The organism is Deinococcus apachensis DSM 19763 (assembly GCF_000381345.1).
Classification (GTDB): Bacteria; Deinococcota; Deinococci; order Deinococcales; family Deinococcaceae; genus Deinococcus; species Deinococcus apachensis.
In genome coordinates this window covers 128970-146195 of sequence record NZ_KB906399.1, presented here as the reverse complement: position 1 = coordinate 146195, position 17226 = coordinate 128970, and the positions used below count along the sequence as shown (strand labels likewise).

The 17226-nt window shown below is 68.6% G+C and carries 18 protein-coding genes and 1 pseudogene; 11 read left to right on the top strand and 8 right to left on the bottom strand.

From position 1 onward, the window contains the following. Positions 1-171 precede the first annotated feature (171 nt). Positions 172-399 (top strand): HNH endonuclease, encoded by a 228-nt coding sequence (locus tag F784_RS27760; RefSeq protein WP_040382484.1) that lies wholly within the window; start codon positions 172-174, stop codon positions 397-399. 81 nt (positions 400-480) lie between these two features. Here the strand turns inward: F784_RS27760 and F784_RS0105225 are convergent, their stop codons facing one another. Then, positions 481-1461, bottom strand: a complete 981-nt coding sequence (locus F784_RS0105225) for a diacylglycerol/lipid kinase family protein (protein ID WP_083939143.1) — start codon at positions 1459-1461, stop codon at positions 481-483. 38 nt (positions 1462-1499) lie between these two features. Between F784_RS0105225 and F784_RS0105220 the strand changes: the two genes are divergently transcribed. From F784_RS0105220 to aspS, 3 genes are all read left to right on the top strand, one after another. Continuing rightward, on the top strand, positions 1500-1868 hold the full coding sequence (locus F784_RS0105220; protein WP_019585657.1) for an IPT/TIG domain-containing protein: 369 nt from the start codon (positions 1500-1502) through the stop codon (positions 1866-1868). An 89-nt stretch (positions 1869-1957) separates the two neighbouring features. Continuing rightward, positions 1958-3247: a histidine--tRNA ligase gene (gene hisS, locus F784_RS0105215; protein WP_019585656.1), complete on the top strand. Its 1290-nt coding sequence runs from the start codon at positions 1958-1960 to the stop codon at positions 3245-3247. Further along, positions 3244-4989 (top strand): aspartate--tRNA ligase, encoded by a 1746-nt coding sequence (gene aspS, locus F784_RS0105210; protein WP_019585655.1) that lies wholly within the window; start codon positions 3244-3246, stop codon positions 4987-4989. The genes hisS and aspS overlap by 4 nt, the downstream gene beginning before the upstream one ends. A gap of 167 nt (positions 4990-5156) precedes the next feature. Here the strand turns inward: aspS and F784_RS0105205 are convergent, their stop codons facing one another. From F784_RS0105205 to sucC, 3 genes are all read right to left on the bottom strand, one after another. Next, entirely contained in the window at positions 5157-5723 is a 567-nt protein-coding gene (locus F784_RS0105205) for a hypothetical protein (RefSeq protein ID WP_019585654.1), read from the bottom strand. Positions 5724-5832: 109 nt separating this feature from the next. Beyond that, a complete protein-coding gene (gene sucD, locus F784_RS0105200; protein WP_019585653.1) occupies positions 5833-6744 on the bottom strand; it encodes a succinate--CoA ligase subunit alpha in 912 nt (303 codons plus the stop codon). Beyond that, entirely contained in the window at positions 6744-7889 is a 1146-nt protein-coding gene (gene sucC, locus F784_RS0105195; RefSeq protein WP_019585652.1) for an ADP-forming succinate--CoA ligase subunit beta, read from the bottom strand. Before sucC ends, sucD begins: the two co-directional genes overlap by 1 nt. A 161-nt stretch (positions 7890-8050) precedes the next feature. Here sucC and F784_RS0105190 point away from each other — a divergent pair, with 161 nt between their 5' ends. The 3 genes from F784_RS0105190 (at position 8051) to F784_RS0105180 (ending at position 9958) form a co-directional block, all read left to right on the top strand. Beyond that, on the top strand, positions 8051-9097 hold the full coding sequence (locus tag F784_RS0105190) for a M24 family metallopeptidase (RefSeq protein WP_019585651.1): 1047 nt from the start codon (positions 8051-8053) through the stop codon (positions 9095-9097). Continuing rightward, positions 9094-9429 carry a septal ring lytic transglycosylase RlpA family protein gene (locus F784_RS0105185; protein WP_019585650.1) on the top strand — a complete coding sequence of 112 codons (336 nt, stop codon included), beginning with the start codon at positions 9094-9096 and terminating at the stop codon, positions 9427-9429. Before F784_RS0105190 ends, F784_RS0105185 begins: the two co-directional genes overlap by 4 nt. A gap of 67 nt (positions 9430-9496) precedes the next feature. Next, a complete protein-coding gene (locus F784_RS0105180) occupies positions 9497-9958 on the top strand; it encodes a YbjN domain-containing protein (RefSeq protein ID WP_019585649.1) in 462 nt (153 codons plus the stop codon). Between the two features lie 106 nt (positions 9959-10064). Here the strand turns inward: F784_RS0105180 and F784_RS0105175 are convergent, their stop codons facing one another. From F784_RS0105175 to F784_RS0105165, 3 genes are all read right to left on the bottom strand, one after another. After that, positions 10065-10892, bottom strand: a complete 828-nt coding sequence (locus F784_RS0105175) for a DUF6544 family protein (protein ID WP_019585648.1) — start codon at positions 10890-10892, stop codon at positions 10065-10067. Between the two features lie 110 nt (positions 10893-11002). Further along, positions 11003-12829 (bottom strand): oligoendopeptidase F, encoded by a 1827-nt coding sequence (pepF, locus tag F784_RS0105170; protein WP_019585647.1) that lies wholly within the window; start codon positions 12827-12829, stop codon positions 11003-11005. A 38-nt stretch (positions 12830-12867) separates the two neighbouring features. Beyond that, positions 12868-13659: a TrmH family RNA methyltransferase gene (locus F784_RS0105165; RefSeq protein ID WP_019585646.1), complete on the bottom strand. Its 792-nt coding sequence runs from the start codon at positions 13657-13659 to the stop codon at positions 12868-12870. A 32-nt stretch (positions 13660-13691) separates the two neighbouring features. Between F784_RS0105165 and F784_RS27690 the strand changes: the two are divergent. Further along, positions 13692-13763: pseudogene (locus tag F784_RS27690) on the top strand (SEC-C metal-binding domain-containing protein); the annotation flags it as partial. A 42-nt stretch (positions 13764-13805) separates the two neighbouring features. Beyond that, positions 13806-14096, top strand: coding sequence for a YchJ family protein (locus tag F784_RS22355; protein ID WP_342662476.1), 291 nt, complete (start codon positions 13806-13808; stop codon positions 14094-14096). 379 nt (positions 14097-14475) lie between these two features. Here F784_RS22355 and F784_RS0105155 read toward each other — a convergent pair whose 3' ends face one another. Then, a complete protein-coding gene (locus F784_RS0105155) occupies positions 14476-15384 on the bottom strand; it encodes an AEC family transporter (RefSeq protein WP_157465024.1) in 909 nt (302 codons plus the stop codon). Between the two features lie 83 nt (positions 15385-15467). Here F784_RS0105155 and F784_RS0105150 point away from each other — a divergent pair, with 83 nt between their 5' ends. Both F784_RS0105150 and F784_RS0105145 read left to right on the top strand, forming a co-directional pair. After that, a complete protein-coding gene (locus F784_RS0105150; protein ID WP_019585643.1) occupies positions 15468-16355 on the top strand; it encodes an NAD(P)-dependent oxidoreductase in 888 nt (295 codons plus the stop codon). Continuing rightward, positions 16352-17218: a DegV family protein gene (locus tag F784_RS0105145; protein ID WP_019585642.1), complete on the top strand. Its 867-nt coding sequence runs from the start codon at positions 16352-16354 to the stop codon at positions 17216-17218. The genes F784_RS0105150 and F784_RS0105145 overlap by 4 nt, the downstream gene beginning before the upstream one ends. The last annotated feature ends 8 nt before the right edge of the window (positions 17219-17226 follow it).

The following is a 17226-nucleotide window of genomic DNA, read 5'->3' as shown; positions in this document are numbered from 1 at the left end:
ATCAAGGCTTACGGCTCGAATGGTCGACACGCCTATTGCCGCTCGCGGAAGGCGAATGTCAGGTACCACGCCAACCCAAGGACTTGCGCGCTCCAGATCGCCCGCTCCATAAACACCGCCGTCACCGAACCGACCAGGGGCCGTGTCACCACTCCGGTTGACGTCGTAACCTTGGCGAAAAAGATTCTCTCCGCAAACACCTGCGCCTACTGCCTCGGCCACCTGGAACTCTTCGGCTCCGCGGTGGACCACGTTGCCCCGCTCTCCCGTGGAGGCCCGCATATATTGCAGAACCTCACCGACGCCTGTGAGCCGTATAACCGCGCCAAGGGTGATCCGCTCGTGAGCGAATTCCGCGAACGGCTCACCGGAGTCGCCCGCCATTTGCCCCCCTCCTGAACCCCTCGGGCGCGGTTGGAGGCCCCTTCCTGGCCTTCCTGTGAGGAGGCCAAAAAAGGGTGTTCTGGACGAAGATGCCCCTCAGGTGTCCAGATCGGCCTTTCTCACCGGTGTCAGGAAGCGGATCGCGCCGGGCAGGATGCTGGCGGTGAAGGGCGTGGTCTCCACGTGCAGTTCGCCGTCGTACTGCAGGGGAAAGGGTTCGTCGGCGTCCACGGTGACGGTCTTGGCCTCCAGCGTCTCCAGGTTGCCGCTGAACAGCGGGTCGCCCAGGTTGAGCTTGACCCGGAAGGAATCGATCAGGTTGGGCACCAGGCGCAGGATGTTCCCGGCCTTGAGCAGGACGACAGTGAAGCGGCCGTCCGACGGGCTGATGTCGCTGGTGATGGGCAGGCGGTAGTTCGCCATGCCGAAGTTCGCCACCATCACGCCGATGCCCTCGAACTCCCGGGGCTCGCCGTCGAGGACAAGGTGAAAGGTGGTCTTTTTGGGGCTGAGCTGCTTCATCGCGCTCAGGACGTAGGCCATCGCGCCAAATCTCTCCTTGAGTTCCTCGGAGTCGCGGATCATGGCGGCGTCCGCGCCCGCCCCGGCGAGCATGGCAAAGCCGCTCTTCTCGCCCTTGACCTCGACCTCGCCCAGGTCCACCCGCACGGTGTGGCCGCCCGCGAGGATGTCGGCGAGCGCGACCGGGTCCCGGGGCAGGCCGAGGTTTTGCGCGATCAGGTTGGCCGTGCCTGCCGGGTAGGCGAGGAGTGGCACGTCTCCATAGCGGGCGGCGTAGGCCAGGCTGCTCACGGTGCCGTCCCCCCCCGCCCCGACGAGAACGTCGTAGTCCTTGAGGTCGGCGACGTATTGCGGCATGGGGGTGTCGGGCTGGAGTTCGCGTTCGGTGACCTCGGCGCCTTCGGCCTGCAACCGACCGACGAAGTCCGGCAACGTGCTCTCCCCCTGGCCGCTGCGGGGATTGAAGACGATCAGCACGCGTGTGCCCGCCAGGCTTGAGCCCCCGTCCGGGGATGTGACATTTTCCGCACCAGGGGGGGTGGTTTGACCGGTCATCTGGGGCTCATTAGACTGCTGAGTCGGAGGCTGCTGCTATGGTGCGTTTCTTCTTTGCTTCTTTACTGTTCATGGGTGCCCTGGCGTCCTGCGCGCCGCGTCAGCAGGCCGCGCCGGGCGTGACCGTCACCCCCGTGCTGATCAAGCTGTCCGAACCGGCGGCGCGGGGCGGCATCCTCACCATCCAGGGGCGCTACCTGGGCGGGCCGTCCACGGGGCGGGTGCGGCTGGGCGCGAACGAGTCGGGCGAGGGCGGCTACGTGTTCCCCGCCTCGGCGGTGCGCTCTTGGACCGGCAGCGAGATCGTCCTGACCATTCCGGCGGACGCCCCGGTCGGCGGCTCCTGGCTGTTCGTGGAGGTCGGCGGACGCCAGTCCACCGGGCTGCCCTACAGCGTGCGGCAGTAAGGCGGTTCGGGAGGGGGCGGCCCGTGCGGATGGGCCGCCCCCTCCCCTGTTTTTCCCCGCTGGCCGCTGGCTGCTACACTTCTCAGGTTATGGCGCTTCAACGCCCCAAGGGCACCCAGGACCACCTGCCGGACGGCAGCCCGAAACTTTCCCGGGACGTACAGGCGTCGGCTTTCATCCATGTGCAGGACACCGCCCGCCGCGTTCTGGAGCGGGCAGGCGCGCAGTTCATCGACACGCCGCTGTTCGAGGAGGCCGAACTCGTCAAGCGCGGGGTGGGCGGCTCGACCGACATCGTCCGCAAGGAGATGTTCACGGTGTACTACTTTGGGGATCACGGCGGCTACGTGCTGCGCCCCGAGGGGACGGCGAGCATCGTGCGGGCGTACCTCCAGAATGGGCTCAAGCAGCTTCCGGCGCCTCTGAAGCTCTGGACCCACGGGCCGATGTTCCGCGCCGAAAACGTGCAGAAGGGCCGCTTGCGCCAGTTTCACCAGGTTGACTACGAGGTGCTGGGCTCGACCGACCCGCTGGTGGACGCCGAGGCGATCTGGCTGATGTGGGAGGTCGTGCGCGAGCTGGGCCTCACGGGCGTGCGGGTGAAGCTGGGCTCCATCGGTGACCCGCAGGACCGCGAGGCCTACAACGCTTACCTCCGCGACCTCTTCACGCCGCACAGTGAGCGCCTCTCCGACGACAGCCGGGACCGCCTGACCCGCAACCCGATGCGGATTCTGGACTCCAAGAGCGAGGGGGACCAGGCGTTGATCCACGAGCTGGGTGTTCGCCCCATGCTCGACTTTCTGGGCGAGGAGGCCCGGGCGCACTTCGAGGCAACGCAGGGCTACCTCCGTGACTGGGATGTGCCCTTCGACATCGACCCCTCCATCGTGCGCGGGCTGGACTACTACCGCCGCACCGCCTGGGAGCTGCACCACGACGGCGTGGGAGCGAAATCGGCGCTGGGCGGCGGGGGGCGCTACGACGGCCTGGCGGCGCAGCTCGGCGGGCAGGAGGTTCCCGGCATCGGCTGGGCCTTCGGCATCGAGCGGCTGCTCCTCGCGCTGGACACGGAGGGCGTGGCCTTTCCGGGAACGGAGAGCCCGCTCCTCTTCCTCGCCGCGATGGACGAGGAGAACGTGGGACTGGCGGCGAGGGTGGCGCTGGAAGGCCGCCGGGTGGCCCGGGTGGAGTTCGCCTACCGCGCCTTGAAACCCGGGAATGCCTTCCGCGAGGCTGACCGGCGCCGTGCCCGCTACGCCGCCGTGATCGGCAGCGATGAGGCGTCGCGGGGTGTCCTGAACATCAAGAATTTGAGCTCAGGCGGGGGGCGGGAAGTGCCGCTGGCCGACCTGAACGCTTTTCTGGAGCAAGCATGAAACGCACCTGTTATGTCGGAGAACTGAATGAGTCCTACGCCGGGCGGGCGGTCACCTTGCAAGGGTGGGTGAACCGGCGACGGGACCTGGGGGGTCTGATCTTTATTGAACTGCGCGACCGTTCGGGCATCGTGCAGGTGGAGGTCGAGCCGGATTCCCCCGCTTTTGCGGAGGCCGACACCGTGCGGGCCGAGTACGTGGTGGAGGTGGAGGGCCACTTCCAGCCGCGCCCGGAAGGGCAGCGCAAGGGTGGCCTCGCCGACTACGAGGTGATCGCCTCGCGCGTGCAGGTGCTGAACACGGCGAAAACGCCCCCTTTCGAGCTGGAAAAAGGCGAGCAGGTGGCCGAGGACATCCGCCTGAAGTACCGCTACCTCGACCTGCGCCGCTCGGAGATGCAGCGGGCGTTGATGCTGAGAAGCAAGGCGGTAGCGGCGGTGACGGCGTTCCTCGACGCCGCGGGCTTCGTTCAGGTGGAGACGCCCATGCTCACGCGGTCCACACCCGAGGGGGCGCGCGACTTCCTGGTGCCCTCCCGGCTGAATCCGAGCGAGTTCTACGCGCTGCCGCAGTCGCCCCAGCTCTTCAAGCAGCTCCTGATGATCGCGGGCTTTGACCGCTACTACCAGCTCGCCCGCTGCTTCCGCGACGAGGACCTGCGTGCCGACCGCCAGCCCGACTTCACCCAGCTCGACATGGAGATGAGCTTCGTGACCCAGGAGGACGTGCTGGAGGTGCAGGAGCGCCTGCTGGCTCACGTCTTCCGCGAGGTGCTGGGCGTCGAGCTGCCTCTCCCCTTCCCCCGCCTGAGCTACTTTGACGCGATGGACCGCTATGGGTCAGACAAGCCGGACTTGCGCTTCGACCTGGGCTTCGTGGACGTGACCGACCTGTTCCGGGGGGGCGAGTTCGGGGCGTTCGCGGACGCACAGGCGGTGAAGGTCCTCGCTGCGCCGAACCTCACCCGCAAGCAGATTGACGAGCTGGAGCGGGTGGCGAAGCAGAACGGGGCAAGGGGGCTGGCCTGGGTCAAGCGCGACGGTGAGGGGTTTACGGGCGGCATCAGCAAGTTCGTGGGCGAGCAGGCGGCAGCCCTGATCGAGCGGACGGGTGTGGGGCAGGGCGCCACCCTCCTCTTCGCGGCGGGCGAGTGGAAGAAGGCGGTGTCGGCGCTGGGGGCGGTGCGGCTCGCGTTGCGGGATCTCTTCGAACTCGCGTCGAATGGCCCGCGCTTCCACGTCTCCTGGGTGGTGGATTTTCCCCAGCTCGAATTCGACGAGGATTCAGGGACCTGGACCTACATGCACCACCCCTTCACGGCGCCGCACCCGGAGGACCTTCCCCTCTTCGGTACAGAGCAGCAGGGAGAAATTCGCGCCCAGGCCTACGACCTGGTGCTGAACGGCTACGAGATTGGCGGCGGCTCCATCCGTATCCACGACCCCGCCGTGCAGGCGCAGATGTTCAGGGCCATCGGCCTTACCGAGGAGCAGGCACGCGACAAGTTCGGCTTCTTCCTCGACGCGCTCGGATACGGCACGCCCCCCCACGGCGGCATTGCCTGGGGCTTCGACCGCCTGGTGATGGTGATGGCGGGCGCGGGCAGCATCCGCGAGGTCATCGCCTTCCCCAAGAACAACCGCGGCGCGGATCTGATGGCAGAGGCGCCCTCCCCTGTCGATGCGGGGCAACTGGCGGAAGTGGGGGTGCAAGTGGCCTCTCCGGTCAGAATGGAGGAGTGAGGGAGGGGGAGTCAGCTCTCCTTCCTCTCATATCTCAGTGTAGGTGAATCTATTCACAAGATCATCTATTCGTGAATTTTTTGTTGTGTCTGTTTAACTGAATAAAAAGTAAGAAGACCGCCCGACCTACTTCCCGCAGCCAGAGGCGGCCCTCCCAAATATCTCGTTCAGCGGCCCAGGCTCAGACTGACGGCGGCCACGCCGTCCTTGAAAGGCGCCACCTTCACTGCACGGCCGACTTCCACCACGAAGGCGTTCCAGCCTCGCTTGAGGGCGACCTCGTAGCCGCGGCTGGCCTTGACCGCTACGTCGGAGTTGACCCAGACGACGAAGAGCGAGCCGCGCCCGGCGCTCAGGGTGACCTCACGCAATTCCTCGCCCTCGTCGTTCTGGCCGTTGCGGTTGGCGTCGCGGTAGGTGAAGAACTTGAGTTCCGCCGTCTGGGTTTCGGCGCTCACGATGACCGGGTCGAGTACGCCGGGCCAGGTGACGTTTTGCGGGTTCAGCGCGGTCTGGGCGCGGAAGCTCGGGGAGGCCCCGGGGACTTCCAGGCGAAACTGGCCGCCGTTGACGGGCACGCTGACGATCTCCTGCACGGGCTGCCCGGAGACGCTGACGGCCCAGCCACTGACCCGGGTATCTGCGGGGACCGTGCCCTCGACCTTCCCCGTCACGGTCAGGGCGGCGCCGGACGAGGCGAGGAGCGCCGCCGCGAGAAGGGAAAGACGCTTCATGTCCCCAGTCTACGCGCCGGGCTGACGGCTGTGTGACGAAAAATGACGCTGGGTTGAGGAAAAAGGGGGGCCGGGGGTGGTGCCCCGGCCCCTTTCCCCGGCCTGAAATTCAGGCGGTGACGTTCAGCGCCTTTTTCACCAGGTCGACGATCTCGGGCATGGTGTCGGCGACGGGCACGTTCGCGGCCCCGAAGGCGGCGAGCTTGCTCTCGGGCGTGCCGACATTGCCCATGATGATCGCGCCCGCGTGCCCCATCCGCTTGCCCGCCGGGGCGGAGCGGCCGGAGATAAAGGCGACCACGGGCTTTTTCATGTTCTGGGCGATGTACTCGGCGGCCGCTTCTTCGTCAGCCCCGCCGATCTCGCCGATCACGACGACGGCGTCGGTCTCGGGGTCGGCCTCGAACATGGGGAGCACGTCGGCGAAGGTCGTGCCGATCACCGGGTCACCGCCGATGCCCACGGTAGTCGAGGTGCCCAGCCCGGCATCAAGGAGCAGCTTGGCCGCCTCGTAGGTCAGGGTACCGGAGCGGGAAATCAGCCCGACGCGCCCCTTCTGCTGGTAGATGCGGTTGGGCATAATGCCCACCTTGCACTCGCCGCTGGTGACGAGGCCGGGGCAGTTGCCGCCGATCAATCGGATGCCCTGCCCGCCCTGCGCGCGGTTCTGGGCGTCGAGTTCCTTGACCTCCTGCACAGCGCGCATCATGTCCACGGTGGGGACGCCCTCGGTGATCAGGACGATCAGGGGCATCCCTGCGTGGGCAGCTTCCAGCACCGCGTCGGCGGCCCCGGCGGGCGGCACGAAGATGATGGAGACATTCGCGTCGTGGGCAGCCTTGGCCTCCTCGACGGAGTTGTAGACGGGCCAGCCCTCGAACTGCTGGCCGCCCTTGCCGGGGGTGACACCCGCGACGACCTGGGTGCCGAACTCGCGCATCGCGCGGGCGTGGTTGGCGCCCTCGCGGCCGGTGATGCCCTGCACGATGACGCGGCTGTCCTTGTTGACGAGAATGCCCATTACTGGTTCGCCTCCTGGGCGGCAGCCTCGGCCGCCTGGAACATGTCGGGGTACATCTGGATCAGGGGGCTGTTCACCTCGGCGAGCAGGGCCTTGGCCTCCTCCTCCGCGGTTCCAGCGACACGCATGCGGACGGGCTTGGTCAGGATGCCCTCGTTCAGCGCCTGGATGATGCCCTTGGCAACCTCGTCCGCGCGGGTGATGCCGCCGAAGATGTTCACGAAGATTGCTTTGACGTCCTGGTCCTTGGAGACGAGCTTGACCGCGTTGTACACGATGTCGGCCCGCGCACCGCCGCCGATGTCGAGGAAGTTGGCGGGCTTGGCCCCGGCGCGGTTCACCACGTCGAGGGAGGTCATCACGATGCCCGCGCCATTGCCCAGGACGCCCACGTTGCCGTCGAGCTTCACGTAGGCAAAGCCGTACTTGCTCGCCTCAATTTCGAGCGGGTGCTCGGCCTCCAGCTCGCGCCAGTCGAGGAGGTCCTTGTGGCGGTACATCGCGTTGTCGTCGATCTCGAACTTGGTGTCGAGCGCGAGCGGCGTACCGTCGGCCTCCACGAAGAGGGGGTTGATCTCCACGAGGACGGCATCCATCCTCAGGGCGGCCTCCGACATCTTCACCATCATGTCGGCAATTTTGTTGAGGTTGCCCTTGAAGCCCGCCTTGATCGCCACCTCGCGCGCCTCGAAGGGGCGCAGGCCGGTGACGGGGTCGACGCGGTGCTTGATGATCTTCTCGGGGGTGGCTTCCGCGACTTCCTCGATCTCCATGCCGCCCTCGGCGGAGGCCATCAGGGTGTAGCTCTGCACGTTGCGGTCGACGATCATGCCGACGTAGTACTCGGTCCCGGCGTCAATGTCGACGGCCTTGGTGACGAGGACCTTCTTGACCGTCAGGCCCTTGATGTCCATCCCGAGGATTTTCTCGCCGTTCTCGTAAGCCTTGTCGAGGGTGGGGCTGAACTTCACGCCGCCCGCCTTGCCGCGCCCGCCGACGTGGACCTGCGCCTTGACGACGACCGGCTGGTCGAACTCGCGGGCGATCTGCCGCACCTCGTCGGGCGTGTAGGCCACCCGGCCCTCCTGCACGTTCACGCCGAAGCGGCGCAGCAGTTCCTTGCCCTGATACTCGTGAAGTTTCACGGACTCTCTCCTCCTTGGGGGTTCCCGCGCGTGGCGGCCTGTCTTTTGTCCCGATCCAGGAGTATAAGCCGCATTCCGGGGAGGCAGGCATCTTGTCCCCCGGGTGGGGACAGTGGGGGCGGGTTCCGTTGGGAGCGGGGGGACGTGTTACCTTCCGCCGTATGACGGTTCTCGAACAGCTCAGGGCGGCGATGGGGCAATCGGGCATGGACGCGCTGTGGGTGAGCAGCCCGGCGAACGTGCGCGCGGTCAGCGGCTTCACGAGCGGCAAGGACGGCAAGGTGCTGGTGACGGGGGCGGAGGCTATCCTCTACACGGACGCGCGCTACACCGTGCAGGCGCGGGAGGAGTCGTCCCTCTCGCAGGTGATCGCTCGCCCACCCGAGACCTATGGGGACGCGGCGGGGCGTGTTCGTGGCCTGCGGGTGGGTTTCGAGGCCGAGCACCTGACGGTCGCCGGGCTGGAGGACCTGCGCGCTCACTGGGACGCGGAGATGGTTCCGACGCGCGGGCTGGTGGAGCGGGTCCGGCTCGTCAAGTCGCCGGGGGAGGTGGCGGCGATCCGGGAGGCGCAGGAGTTGGCCGACCGGGTGTTCGCCGAGGTGCGCCCCATGATTCGGGCGGGGGTGCGGGAACTTGACGTGGCGCTCGAACTCGAACTCGGCCTGCGCCGGGCCGGGGCCGAGGTGGGCTTCGACGTGATCGTGGCGAGCGGTCCGCGCGGGGCGATGCCGCACGGGGTGGCAAGTGAGAGGGTCATTGAGGACGGCGACCTCGTGACGATCGACTTCGGGGCGCGCCTGCGCGGCTACCACTCGGACATGACGCGGACGGTGGCGGTGGGAACGCCCTCGGAAGAGCTGCGCCGGGTCTACAACGCCGTGCTGGAGGCGGAGGAAGCGGCGGTGGCGGCGGTGCGGCCCGGGGCGCGGGGGGGCGACCTCGACGCCGTGGCACGCGGAATTCTGGAGGGGCGTGGCCTGGGCGAGGCCTTCGCGCACTCGCTGGGGCACGGGGTTGGGCTGGATATCCACGAGGGGCCCAGCCTGCGCAAGGGCAGCGATGACGTGTTGGAACCGGGCATGGTCGTGACGGTGGAACCGGGCGCGTACCTGCCTGGGGTCGGCGGGGTCCGCATCGAGGACCTCGTGCTGGTGACGGAGACGGGATACGAGGTGCTGAGCCGCACGCCGAAGGAGCAATTGTGAGGGCGCTGGCGCTCGCGGCGGTCCTCCTGGCCGTTCCAGTTCTGGGCGGGGCACAGGCGAGTTCGGTTCAGCGGGGCCACGCAGTGTACTACGGCGGGCGGTACAACTCGCATACCCGCATGACTGCCGCCCACCGCACGCTGCCGCTGGGAAGCTGGGTGCGGGTGACGCACCGGGGCACGGGCCGCTCCGTGGACGTGCTGATCAACGACCGGGGACCTTTCGGGAGCCGCACGCGGGTGATCGACCTGTCACGGACGGCGGCGGCGCGGCTCGGCATCCTGTCGGCCGGGGTGGCTCCGGTGACGGTGCGGGTGCTCTCGCGGCCCTGAGGCGCCCCCCGCCCCGACGGGATGTTAGAATCGGCCCGGGTTTCACCCCCTAAGAGGAGGAGTTTCAATGACGATGGAAACGGCGCTTCTGACGCTGGACACGCTCGCCAAGTACCTGCGCGAGAAGGAAGTTCAGCTCGACATGGAAGAGAACAACGGCCAGCGGTTCATCCGCATGGGCTGGCGCTTCGAGATGGGCGACGCGGCGGTGCTGGTCTCCGTCAACGACGGCCCCAACAACACCAGCCGTCTGGAGATCACCTGCGTGACCCAGAAGCAGTACGCGCAGCGCCGCCTCGACGTGGCGATGATGCTCAACGACCGCAACCGCGAGCGCGCCTTCAGCCGCTCCATCGACGCCGACGGCAATGTCTGGCTGGAGTACGTGGGCTTCTACCCCACCCTGGCCGAGATGCCCCAGGAAACCTTCGATACCCTGTTCGGCGGCGTCCTGATGCACTTCCAGGACGACTACGCGACGCTCGAGGGCTACGTGCCCGGGCCGCAGCTCCAGCAGCCGCAGGCGTAAGACCGGGAAGGGGGCGGGGGAATCCGCCCTCTTTCTTGTGTTCTTCAAGTGAGTATTTTCACGAGTCGACGACTCGTGAAAATAATTCTTCTTGAGGACCTACTCTTTACAGCCCAGTTGCCCGGAGAGACTGGCTCACGTTCAGGTTGTAGGCGATGTCCTCCACGGTGAAGGTCTCCGAGGGCTTCCCCTCGTCAGCCCAGGTGAAGGTGACCACCCGGGGCAGGTTGACGCCCCCAAAAGCGCCCCACCCGCGAATCTGGGCCAGCCACAGGACTTTATTAGGATTCCTCACGTCCTTATAGCGCATGGCTTCCAGGAGGAACGGGCGCCCGGTGGCCGGGTCGAAGCGGACGATGAAGCGCTCGCGGTCCTCGCCGAAGGGCACGTTCAGGACGGCCGTGTTGTCGTCCAGCGCCTCCCAGCTCACGCGGGGGTCGGTCAAGTAGAGGGCGGGAAACCAGATCGCCTCGGCCCACAGGGCGAGGTTGGCGGCCTGGGCGCCCTCGGGTTCGTTCGCGTTCGAGCCGAAGGGTGTCTCCTGGCGACTCACCCCGCCCAGGTACGACTCGTCGAATGGCAGGAAGGGCCGCCCGTACCACGTCGCCTCTATGGCGTGGCGGTAGTTGCGGCCCGCCTCGTGGGTGAAGCGGCAGCGGCCCTGAACGGCGGGGCCCCACGGCAGGGGGTGCAGGGTGGCCCGGCCGGTGACGACGGCGGTGGAGATCACCGGGACCCAGTCACCGTAGGTCTGGCGGTAGAAGCGCTCGACGGGCTCGGGGAGGCCCGCGGGAAGCCGCACGACCTCCGGGGTGGACGCGCGCCCCGCAACGGCGGGGAACGGGGTGGGCGGGAACTGAAGGCCGACCCAACCTGCAAGTGCCAGGACCACGAGCAGGCTGGCGAGGACGCCCAGCACGCGGCGCAGGATCATGGGGCGGTCCTTTTGAGGACGGCTGGACGGGGGCTTTTCCCCACACCTGGGACGAAACGGTCGAGCATGTTCGCCCCACAGTGTGCGGGAAAGGGGTCAGGCGGTGGTCCTCACTTTGGTGAGGGGCGCGCGGCGAGCAGTTCCTCCAGCCGGTCCACGTAGCCCGCCAGGGTGCGGAAGGTCGCCTCCACCGGTTCGGGCGAGAGCATGTCCACCCCCGCCTCGCGCAGCGCGTCAATGGGGTCGAGGCTGCCGCCGGACTTCAGGAAGGCGAGGTAGCGCTTGCGGGCACCCTCGGGGTCTTCACTGAACTGCGCGAGGAGCTGGTGGGCCGCGCTGATCCCCGTCGCGTACTGGTAGGCGTAGAAGTTGGCGTACAGGTGGGTGGAGAACTGCGCCCACAGGATGCCGCTGCGCTCGCGGTCCATCTTTACGCCCTTGCCGTAGCCCTGCTGCAGGAGGTCGGCGGTCAGGGTGATGAGGTCGGGAGCACTCAGGGTCCCGCCTGCCTCAATGCGGCGGTAGCACTCCAGCTCGAAGGCGGCCAGGGTCGGCATGATGAAGAAGTAGCGGTGGAAGTTGGACAGCGCCTCCTCGATGAGGGCGACCTCGAAGTCGGTGTCGCCCGCCTCCCGGGCTTGCTTCAGGAGATGCTGACGCACCATCGCCTGGTTGAAGTTGGACGCCACCTCCGCGTGGAAGAGGGTGTAGCGCGGCACGGCGAAGGGATGTTCGCGCTGGGAGAGCAGCGAGTGCATGGAATGGCCGATCTCGTGGGCGAGGGTGGAGTAGCTGCTCACCGTGCCATTCCAGGTCATGAAGATGTAGGGCTTGACGCGCCCGCCGCCGTTGGAATAAGCGCCCTGGCGTTTGCCGTCGTTCTCGGCGTAGTCGACCCAGCGTTCGACGGTCAGCCCGGCGCGCAGGTCCCGCACGTAGTCCTCACCGAGCGGGGCCATGCCCTCGGCGATCCACTCCACCGCCTGCTCGTAACTGACTGGGCGGGGCGGCACCAGGGCGGCCTTCACGTCGTACTCGCGCAGCTCGGGGAGGCCCAGCCACTCGCGGCGCACGTTCCAGTAGCGGTGCCAGGTCGGGGTGTGGGCGCGGTAGGTGTCCAGGAGGGTGGTGACGACCTGGGTGGGGATGCGGTCGGGGTCAAGGGTCGCGGTGATCGCGTCGGGGTAGCGGCGGGCGCGGGCCAGGAAGACGTTCTGGCGGACGTTGGTGGCGTACATGCCCGCCTGGGCGTGGCGGACGGCGAGGTGGGCGTCGGCGTAGTTCTCCCAGGCCTGGCGCCGGACCTCGCGGTCGGGGGCGGAGGTCAGGCGGTCGACGTTGCCCTGGGTGACCGTCTCGCCGCCCGCCGTGCCGAAGCGCAGGTCCATGTTGGCGAGGGCCGGGTGGATGCCGCGCTCCGAGGAGAAGGGGGCCTGGACGGCGCCGAGGAGTTCCTCCACCTCGGCGGAGCGAACGTGGGGGCGGTCACGCAGGATGCGCTCAATCCGGATGCGATGGTCGGCCAGGTCGGGGTGACCCAGCCAGCCGCGCAGGGTCTCCTCGTCCAGTGCCAGAAGCTCGGGTTCCGCAAAGGCGGTCACGCTGCCGAACTGAGCGGCGACGGCGCTCGCCCGGTCGCGGCGGGCGGCGGCGGCGGCGTCCCGGCCGTCCACGCTGGCGCCCATGCTCGCGTACGAGAAGAAGCGGTTGAGGCGCAGCTCGACCTCGTCCGACTCGCGCAGGTAGGCGGCCAGGGCCTCGGGGCTGCCCCCGAGCTTCCCGGTGTAGGCGGCGAGGGCGTCGATGGCGGTGGGGAGCGCCTGCGATTCCGCCTCCCAGTCCCCGGGAGTGGCGAAGAGGGCCTCGATGTCCCAGGTCTGCTCACGCGGCACGTCGGCACGGGGCGGCAGCGCCGCCTTCCTCTCGGTGATGGTCATGGGGGCAGGCTAACACCGCTCCCGGCCCCGTGTTTGGCCTAGCGGGACGTCCGGCGCTGGCGCAGGCACTCGTACAGGACGAGCGCGGCGGCGGTGGCGACGTTCAGGCTGTCGGCGGCGCCGTGCATGGGGACGCGCACGGGGAGTTCGGCCTCTCGCCACTCGGGGGGCAGCCCGGCGTGCTCCGCACCGAGGATGAGGGCGACCCGGCCGGTGAGGGGCGCGTCCCAGTAGACGTGGGGGGCGTCGGGGGTGCAGGCGACGCGGGTGAACGCGTGTTCGGCGAGCCAGGTCAGGGCCTCCTCCTCACTCAGCGCGGCGACAGGGACGGTGAAGACGCTGCCCTGGGAGGCGCGAATGACGTTGGGGGAATAGGGGTCGGCGCCGCGGCCAAGGACAAACACGCCTACCGCCCCCGCCGCGTCCGCCGTTCGCAGGATCGCGCCGATGTTGCCGGGTTTTTCCAGGCCGTGCAGGACGACGACGACTGCGTCCTCAGCAGGCTCAGGCAGGCGGGGGGCGGGCGTGGGGAGGAGGGCAAGCAGGCCGTCGGGGTTCTCGCGCCCACTGACCTTCTTGAAGGCCTCGCGGGAGAGTCGGATGCGGGGGCCGGGGAGAGCAGGTTCCACCTCGCACGCCTCGGGACTGTACAGGGCCTCGCAGGTGTAGAGGGTGGCGGGTATGAGCCCTGCCCCCACCGCCCGGGAGAATTCGCGGGCACCCTCGACCAGGAGTACCCCCTCGCGCTCGCGCTCGCGGCGGGTGCGGAGTCGCACGAGCCGTTTGACGTGGGGGTTTTGCAGGGAGGTGATCACGTCAGGGGCGGTCATCGGGTCCCCAGTATGCCCGCTATGCTCGATGGGTGCCTCTCCCCTTTCCGGCCCTGAAGCCCTGCCTCTGCGGTTCGGGGCGCTCCTATGGCGCGTGCTGCGGTCTCCGGCACCGCGGTGAGCGCCCCGCCGAGACACCGGAGGCGCTGATGCGTTCGCGGTACACGGCCTACGCCCTGCGCAATACGGAGTATGTGCGGCGGACCTGGCACCCGGACACCTGCCCGCCGGACCTGGACTTGGAAGAAGATGACGCGCGCTACCTGGGCCTCAAAATTCATCACGCGGAGGGTAACGAGGTGGAGTTCACCGCGACGTTGCGGATGGATGGTCGTACTCACCGTATGCACGAGCGCAGCAGATTTACAAGACTGAACGGCACATGGGTATATGTGGCGGGCGTGGACCCGACCGACCCGGGGGAACTTTCCGGCTGAGCAGTTTCAGGCCGGGGAGAAGAGCGGGGAGTATGTGCTTCCCGGGCAAACCTTCTGTGTAGCGCACCCGCCAGGAGTCCGAGCAACACTCAGCGAAAGCTCCAGCTGTTCAAAAACTGTCTCTTGTGGACGGCCCATTCCTGCCTTCGACTCGCCCTCGCACCGCCTTCACCCCGCCTTGCTCGCGCAGCGAGACGGTGGGCCAGTGACTTGTGAACGGCAAGATCAAACCTTGCGCGTTGAGAACAGCGACCACAGGCGAGATGGGCGAGCCCTTTGCCGAGCGCAGCGAAAAGCTCCCCTGCCCCTCTGCGGGTAGGGGCGAATCGAAGCAAGACCCCCTGCCCCATCCTCCTCAACAAGCCCAACCCGGAAGGCCTCACCCCAATCCCCCGATCTGCGGCAACAACGCCACCACCAGCGCCGCCGTGACCAGACTGGCAAGCGTGCTCAGCGCCACCACACTGGCGACTGTCTCCGAATCAGCCCCATACTCCCGCGCCAGCAGAAAGGCATTCACGGCGGTGGGCATCGCCGATGCCAGGACCAGTCCCTGTAGACCGAGCCCCCTCAACCCGAGCCCCAGACCGAGCCCCAGCGCCAGGGCAGGCATGCCCAGCACCCGCAGCGAGACGGCGGTGAACACCGGCCCGGTCAGCGAGAGCCGCCCCGCCTGCCCGAGTTGAATGCCCAGCGAGAGCAGCACCATCGGGAGCGCGGCCTGCCCCAGCAGGTCGATGCCCCGCCGAAGCCCCAGCGGAACCGGCAGATGCAGGAGCCGCACGAGCAGCGCGGCGACGATGCACCACACGACCGGCAACCGGGCGACGGCGAGCAATCCCGCCCGCGCTCCCCCCGCCGAGCCGTACAGCAGCGGCCCCAGGGTGAAGGTGAGGACGACCGAGCACAGGAAGATCACGACTGCCTGGTCGAGCCCCGGCTGCCCCAGGGCGAAGAGGGCGACCGGCAGCCCGAAGTTGCCATTATTGCCGATGGCGACGCTCGCCATGACGGCTCGGCGGGTCATGCCGGGGGAGCGGCGGGTGGCGAGGAAGGCCAGGAGCACCCCGCTCAGAGCGAGCGCGAAGTAGGCGGCGGCGAGGTGCAGGCCTTCCCCCACGCCCACCGTGGTGCCCAGCAGGCTGCTCAGCGCCAGCGCGGGCGTGAGGCCGTTCAGGCTGACCTTGCCCAGCGTGTCCTGGCTGAGGGTGAAGCGGCGGGCGAGCAGCGCGCCCACCCCCGCCACGAGCACGACGGGCAGCACGACGTTGAGGAGCGCCTGGAACACGGGGGGCAGCATACGCGCCGCCGCCTTTCTGGACTCGGTTCAGAGTTTGGACCCGCGCGTGGAGGGCGCCCTAGCCTGGTCCCATGAGCAGAACGCTGGCATTTCTGGGGCTGGGCGCGATGGGGCGGCCGATGGCGGGACATCTCGCGCGGTACACGGCGGAGACGGGTGGACGCACACTCGTCTGGAACCGCACGCCCGAGAGGGCCGAGACACACGCGCGCGAGTTCGGCAGCGAGGCGGTGGGTTTGGCCGGGGTGGCTGCCGCCGACGTGATCTTTACCTGCCTGCCCACGAGCGCGGAGGTGGACGGGGTGCTGGCCGCGCTGGAGGGGCAGTTGCGGCCCGGCACCGCCTGGGTGGACTGCACGAGTGGTCACCCGGAGGCAGCACGTCGGCAGTCGTCGCGGCTGGCGGGGCAGGGAGTGGCCTTTCTCGACGCCCCGGTGAGCGGGGGCACGGCAGGAGCGGAGGCCGGGAAACTGACGGTCATGGTCGGGGGGGACGCGGGGGCGCTGGCGGCCGTGCGGGACAGCTTCGCCTTCGCGGGCAAGGTGGTGCATGTGGGCGGGACGGGCGCGGGGTTCTCGGTGAAGGCCGTGAACAACGCGCTGCTGGCGGTAACCCTGTGGGCGACGGGTGAGGGGCTGGCCGCGCTCGCCCGCGGGGGGGTGAATCTGGGGGCCGCGCTGGAGGTGATCAACGCGAGCAGCGGGCGCAGCAACGCCTCCCAGAACCTGATCGGGCAGCGGGTGCTGACGCGCGAGTTTCCCGCGACCTTCGGCCTGGGCCTGCTCGCCAAGGACGCGGGGATCGCTGCCGACGTGGTGCGGACGGCAGGGGCCAGCGCGCCCGTTCTGATGAGCGTCGAGGCGCTGATGCGCGCCGCCGCCACCGTCGTCGGCCCGGAGGCGGACCACACGGCCGCCCTGAGGCTGATCGAGCAGATGAACGGGACGGAACTCCGGTGAGCGCGCCCCAGTTCGCTGTGGCGACCGATGGGGGCCTCGACGCCTTCTCCGGGCTGCGAAATGATGTGCCGGTGGCGCCTTTCAGCCTGACCTTCGGCTCCACGACGTACCTGATGGACGAACTCACGCGCGAGGCGCTGTACCGGGAGTTGGGGACGAACCCGGCGCACCCCACCTCCAGCCAGCCCACGCCGCAGGACTGGGCGGGGGCGTACCGGCGGGCGCGTCAGGGGGGCCTGCCGGTCCTGGCCTTGACGATCAGCGGCGGGCTGTCGGGGAGCCGCAACGCGGCGGAGCAGGCGCGGGCGCTCGCGCCGGAAGTCCCAGTCACCATCCACGACACGCGGACCCTCAGCGCGGCGCAGGCGTTTCAGGTTCATGCCGCAGTGACGGCGGCGGGGCGGGGCGAGACGCTGGACACGGCGCTGGACTGGGTTCGGCGCACCCACGAGGAGACGGAGCTGTACTTTACCATCGAGACGCTGGAGTACCTGCGGCGCGGCGGACGCATCGGGCGGGTGCAGGCGACGCTGGGGGGCCTGTTGAACCTCAAGCCGGTGATCACGGTGGACCGGGAGACGGGCGCGTACACGAACGTGGGCCGGGCGCGCAGTTACCGGGGCGCCATCGAGGCCGTGGCGGCCCAGGTCACGGCCCGCTATGGGGAGGGCACCCCGCTGCGGCTGGGGCTGCTGTACGGCAGCGTCCGCGAGGATGCCGACACGCTGTTGGCGGCGATCAAGGCGCGGCACCCGGTCGTGTGGGCGGGCTTCGCTGGGGTCAATCCCGTGCTGAACGTGCATACCGGGCCGCGGGCGGCGGGCGTGGCGGCGGCGCCGGGCGGCTGGGTCTGGGAGAGGTGAGCAGGGAG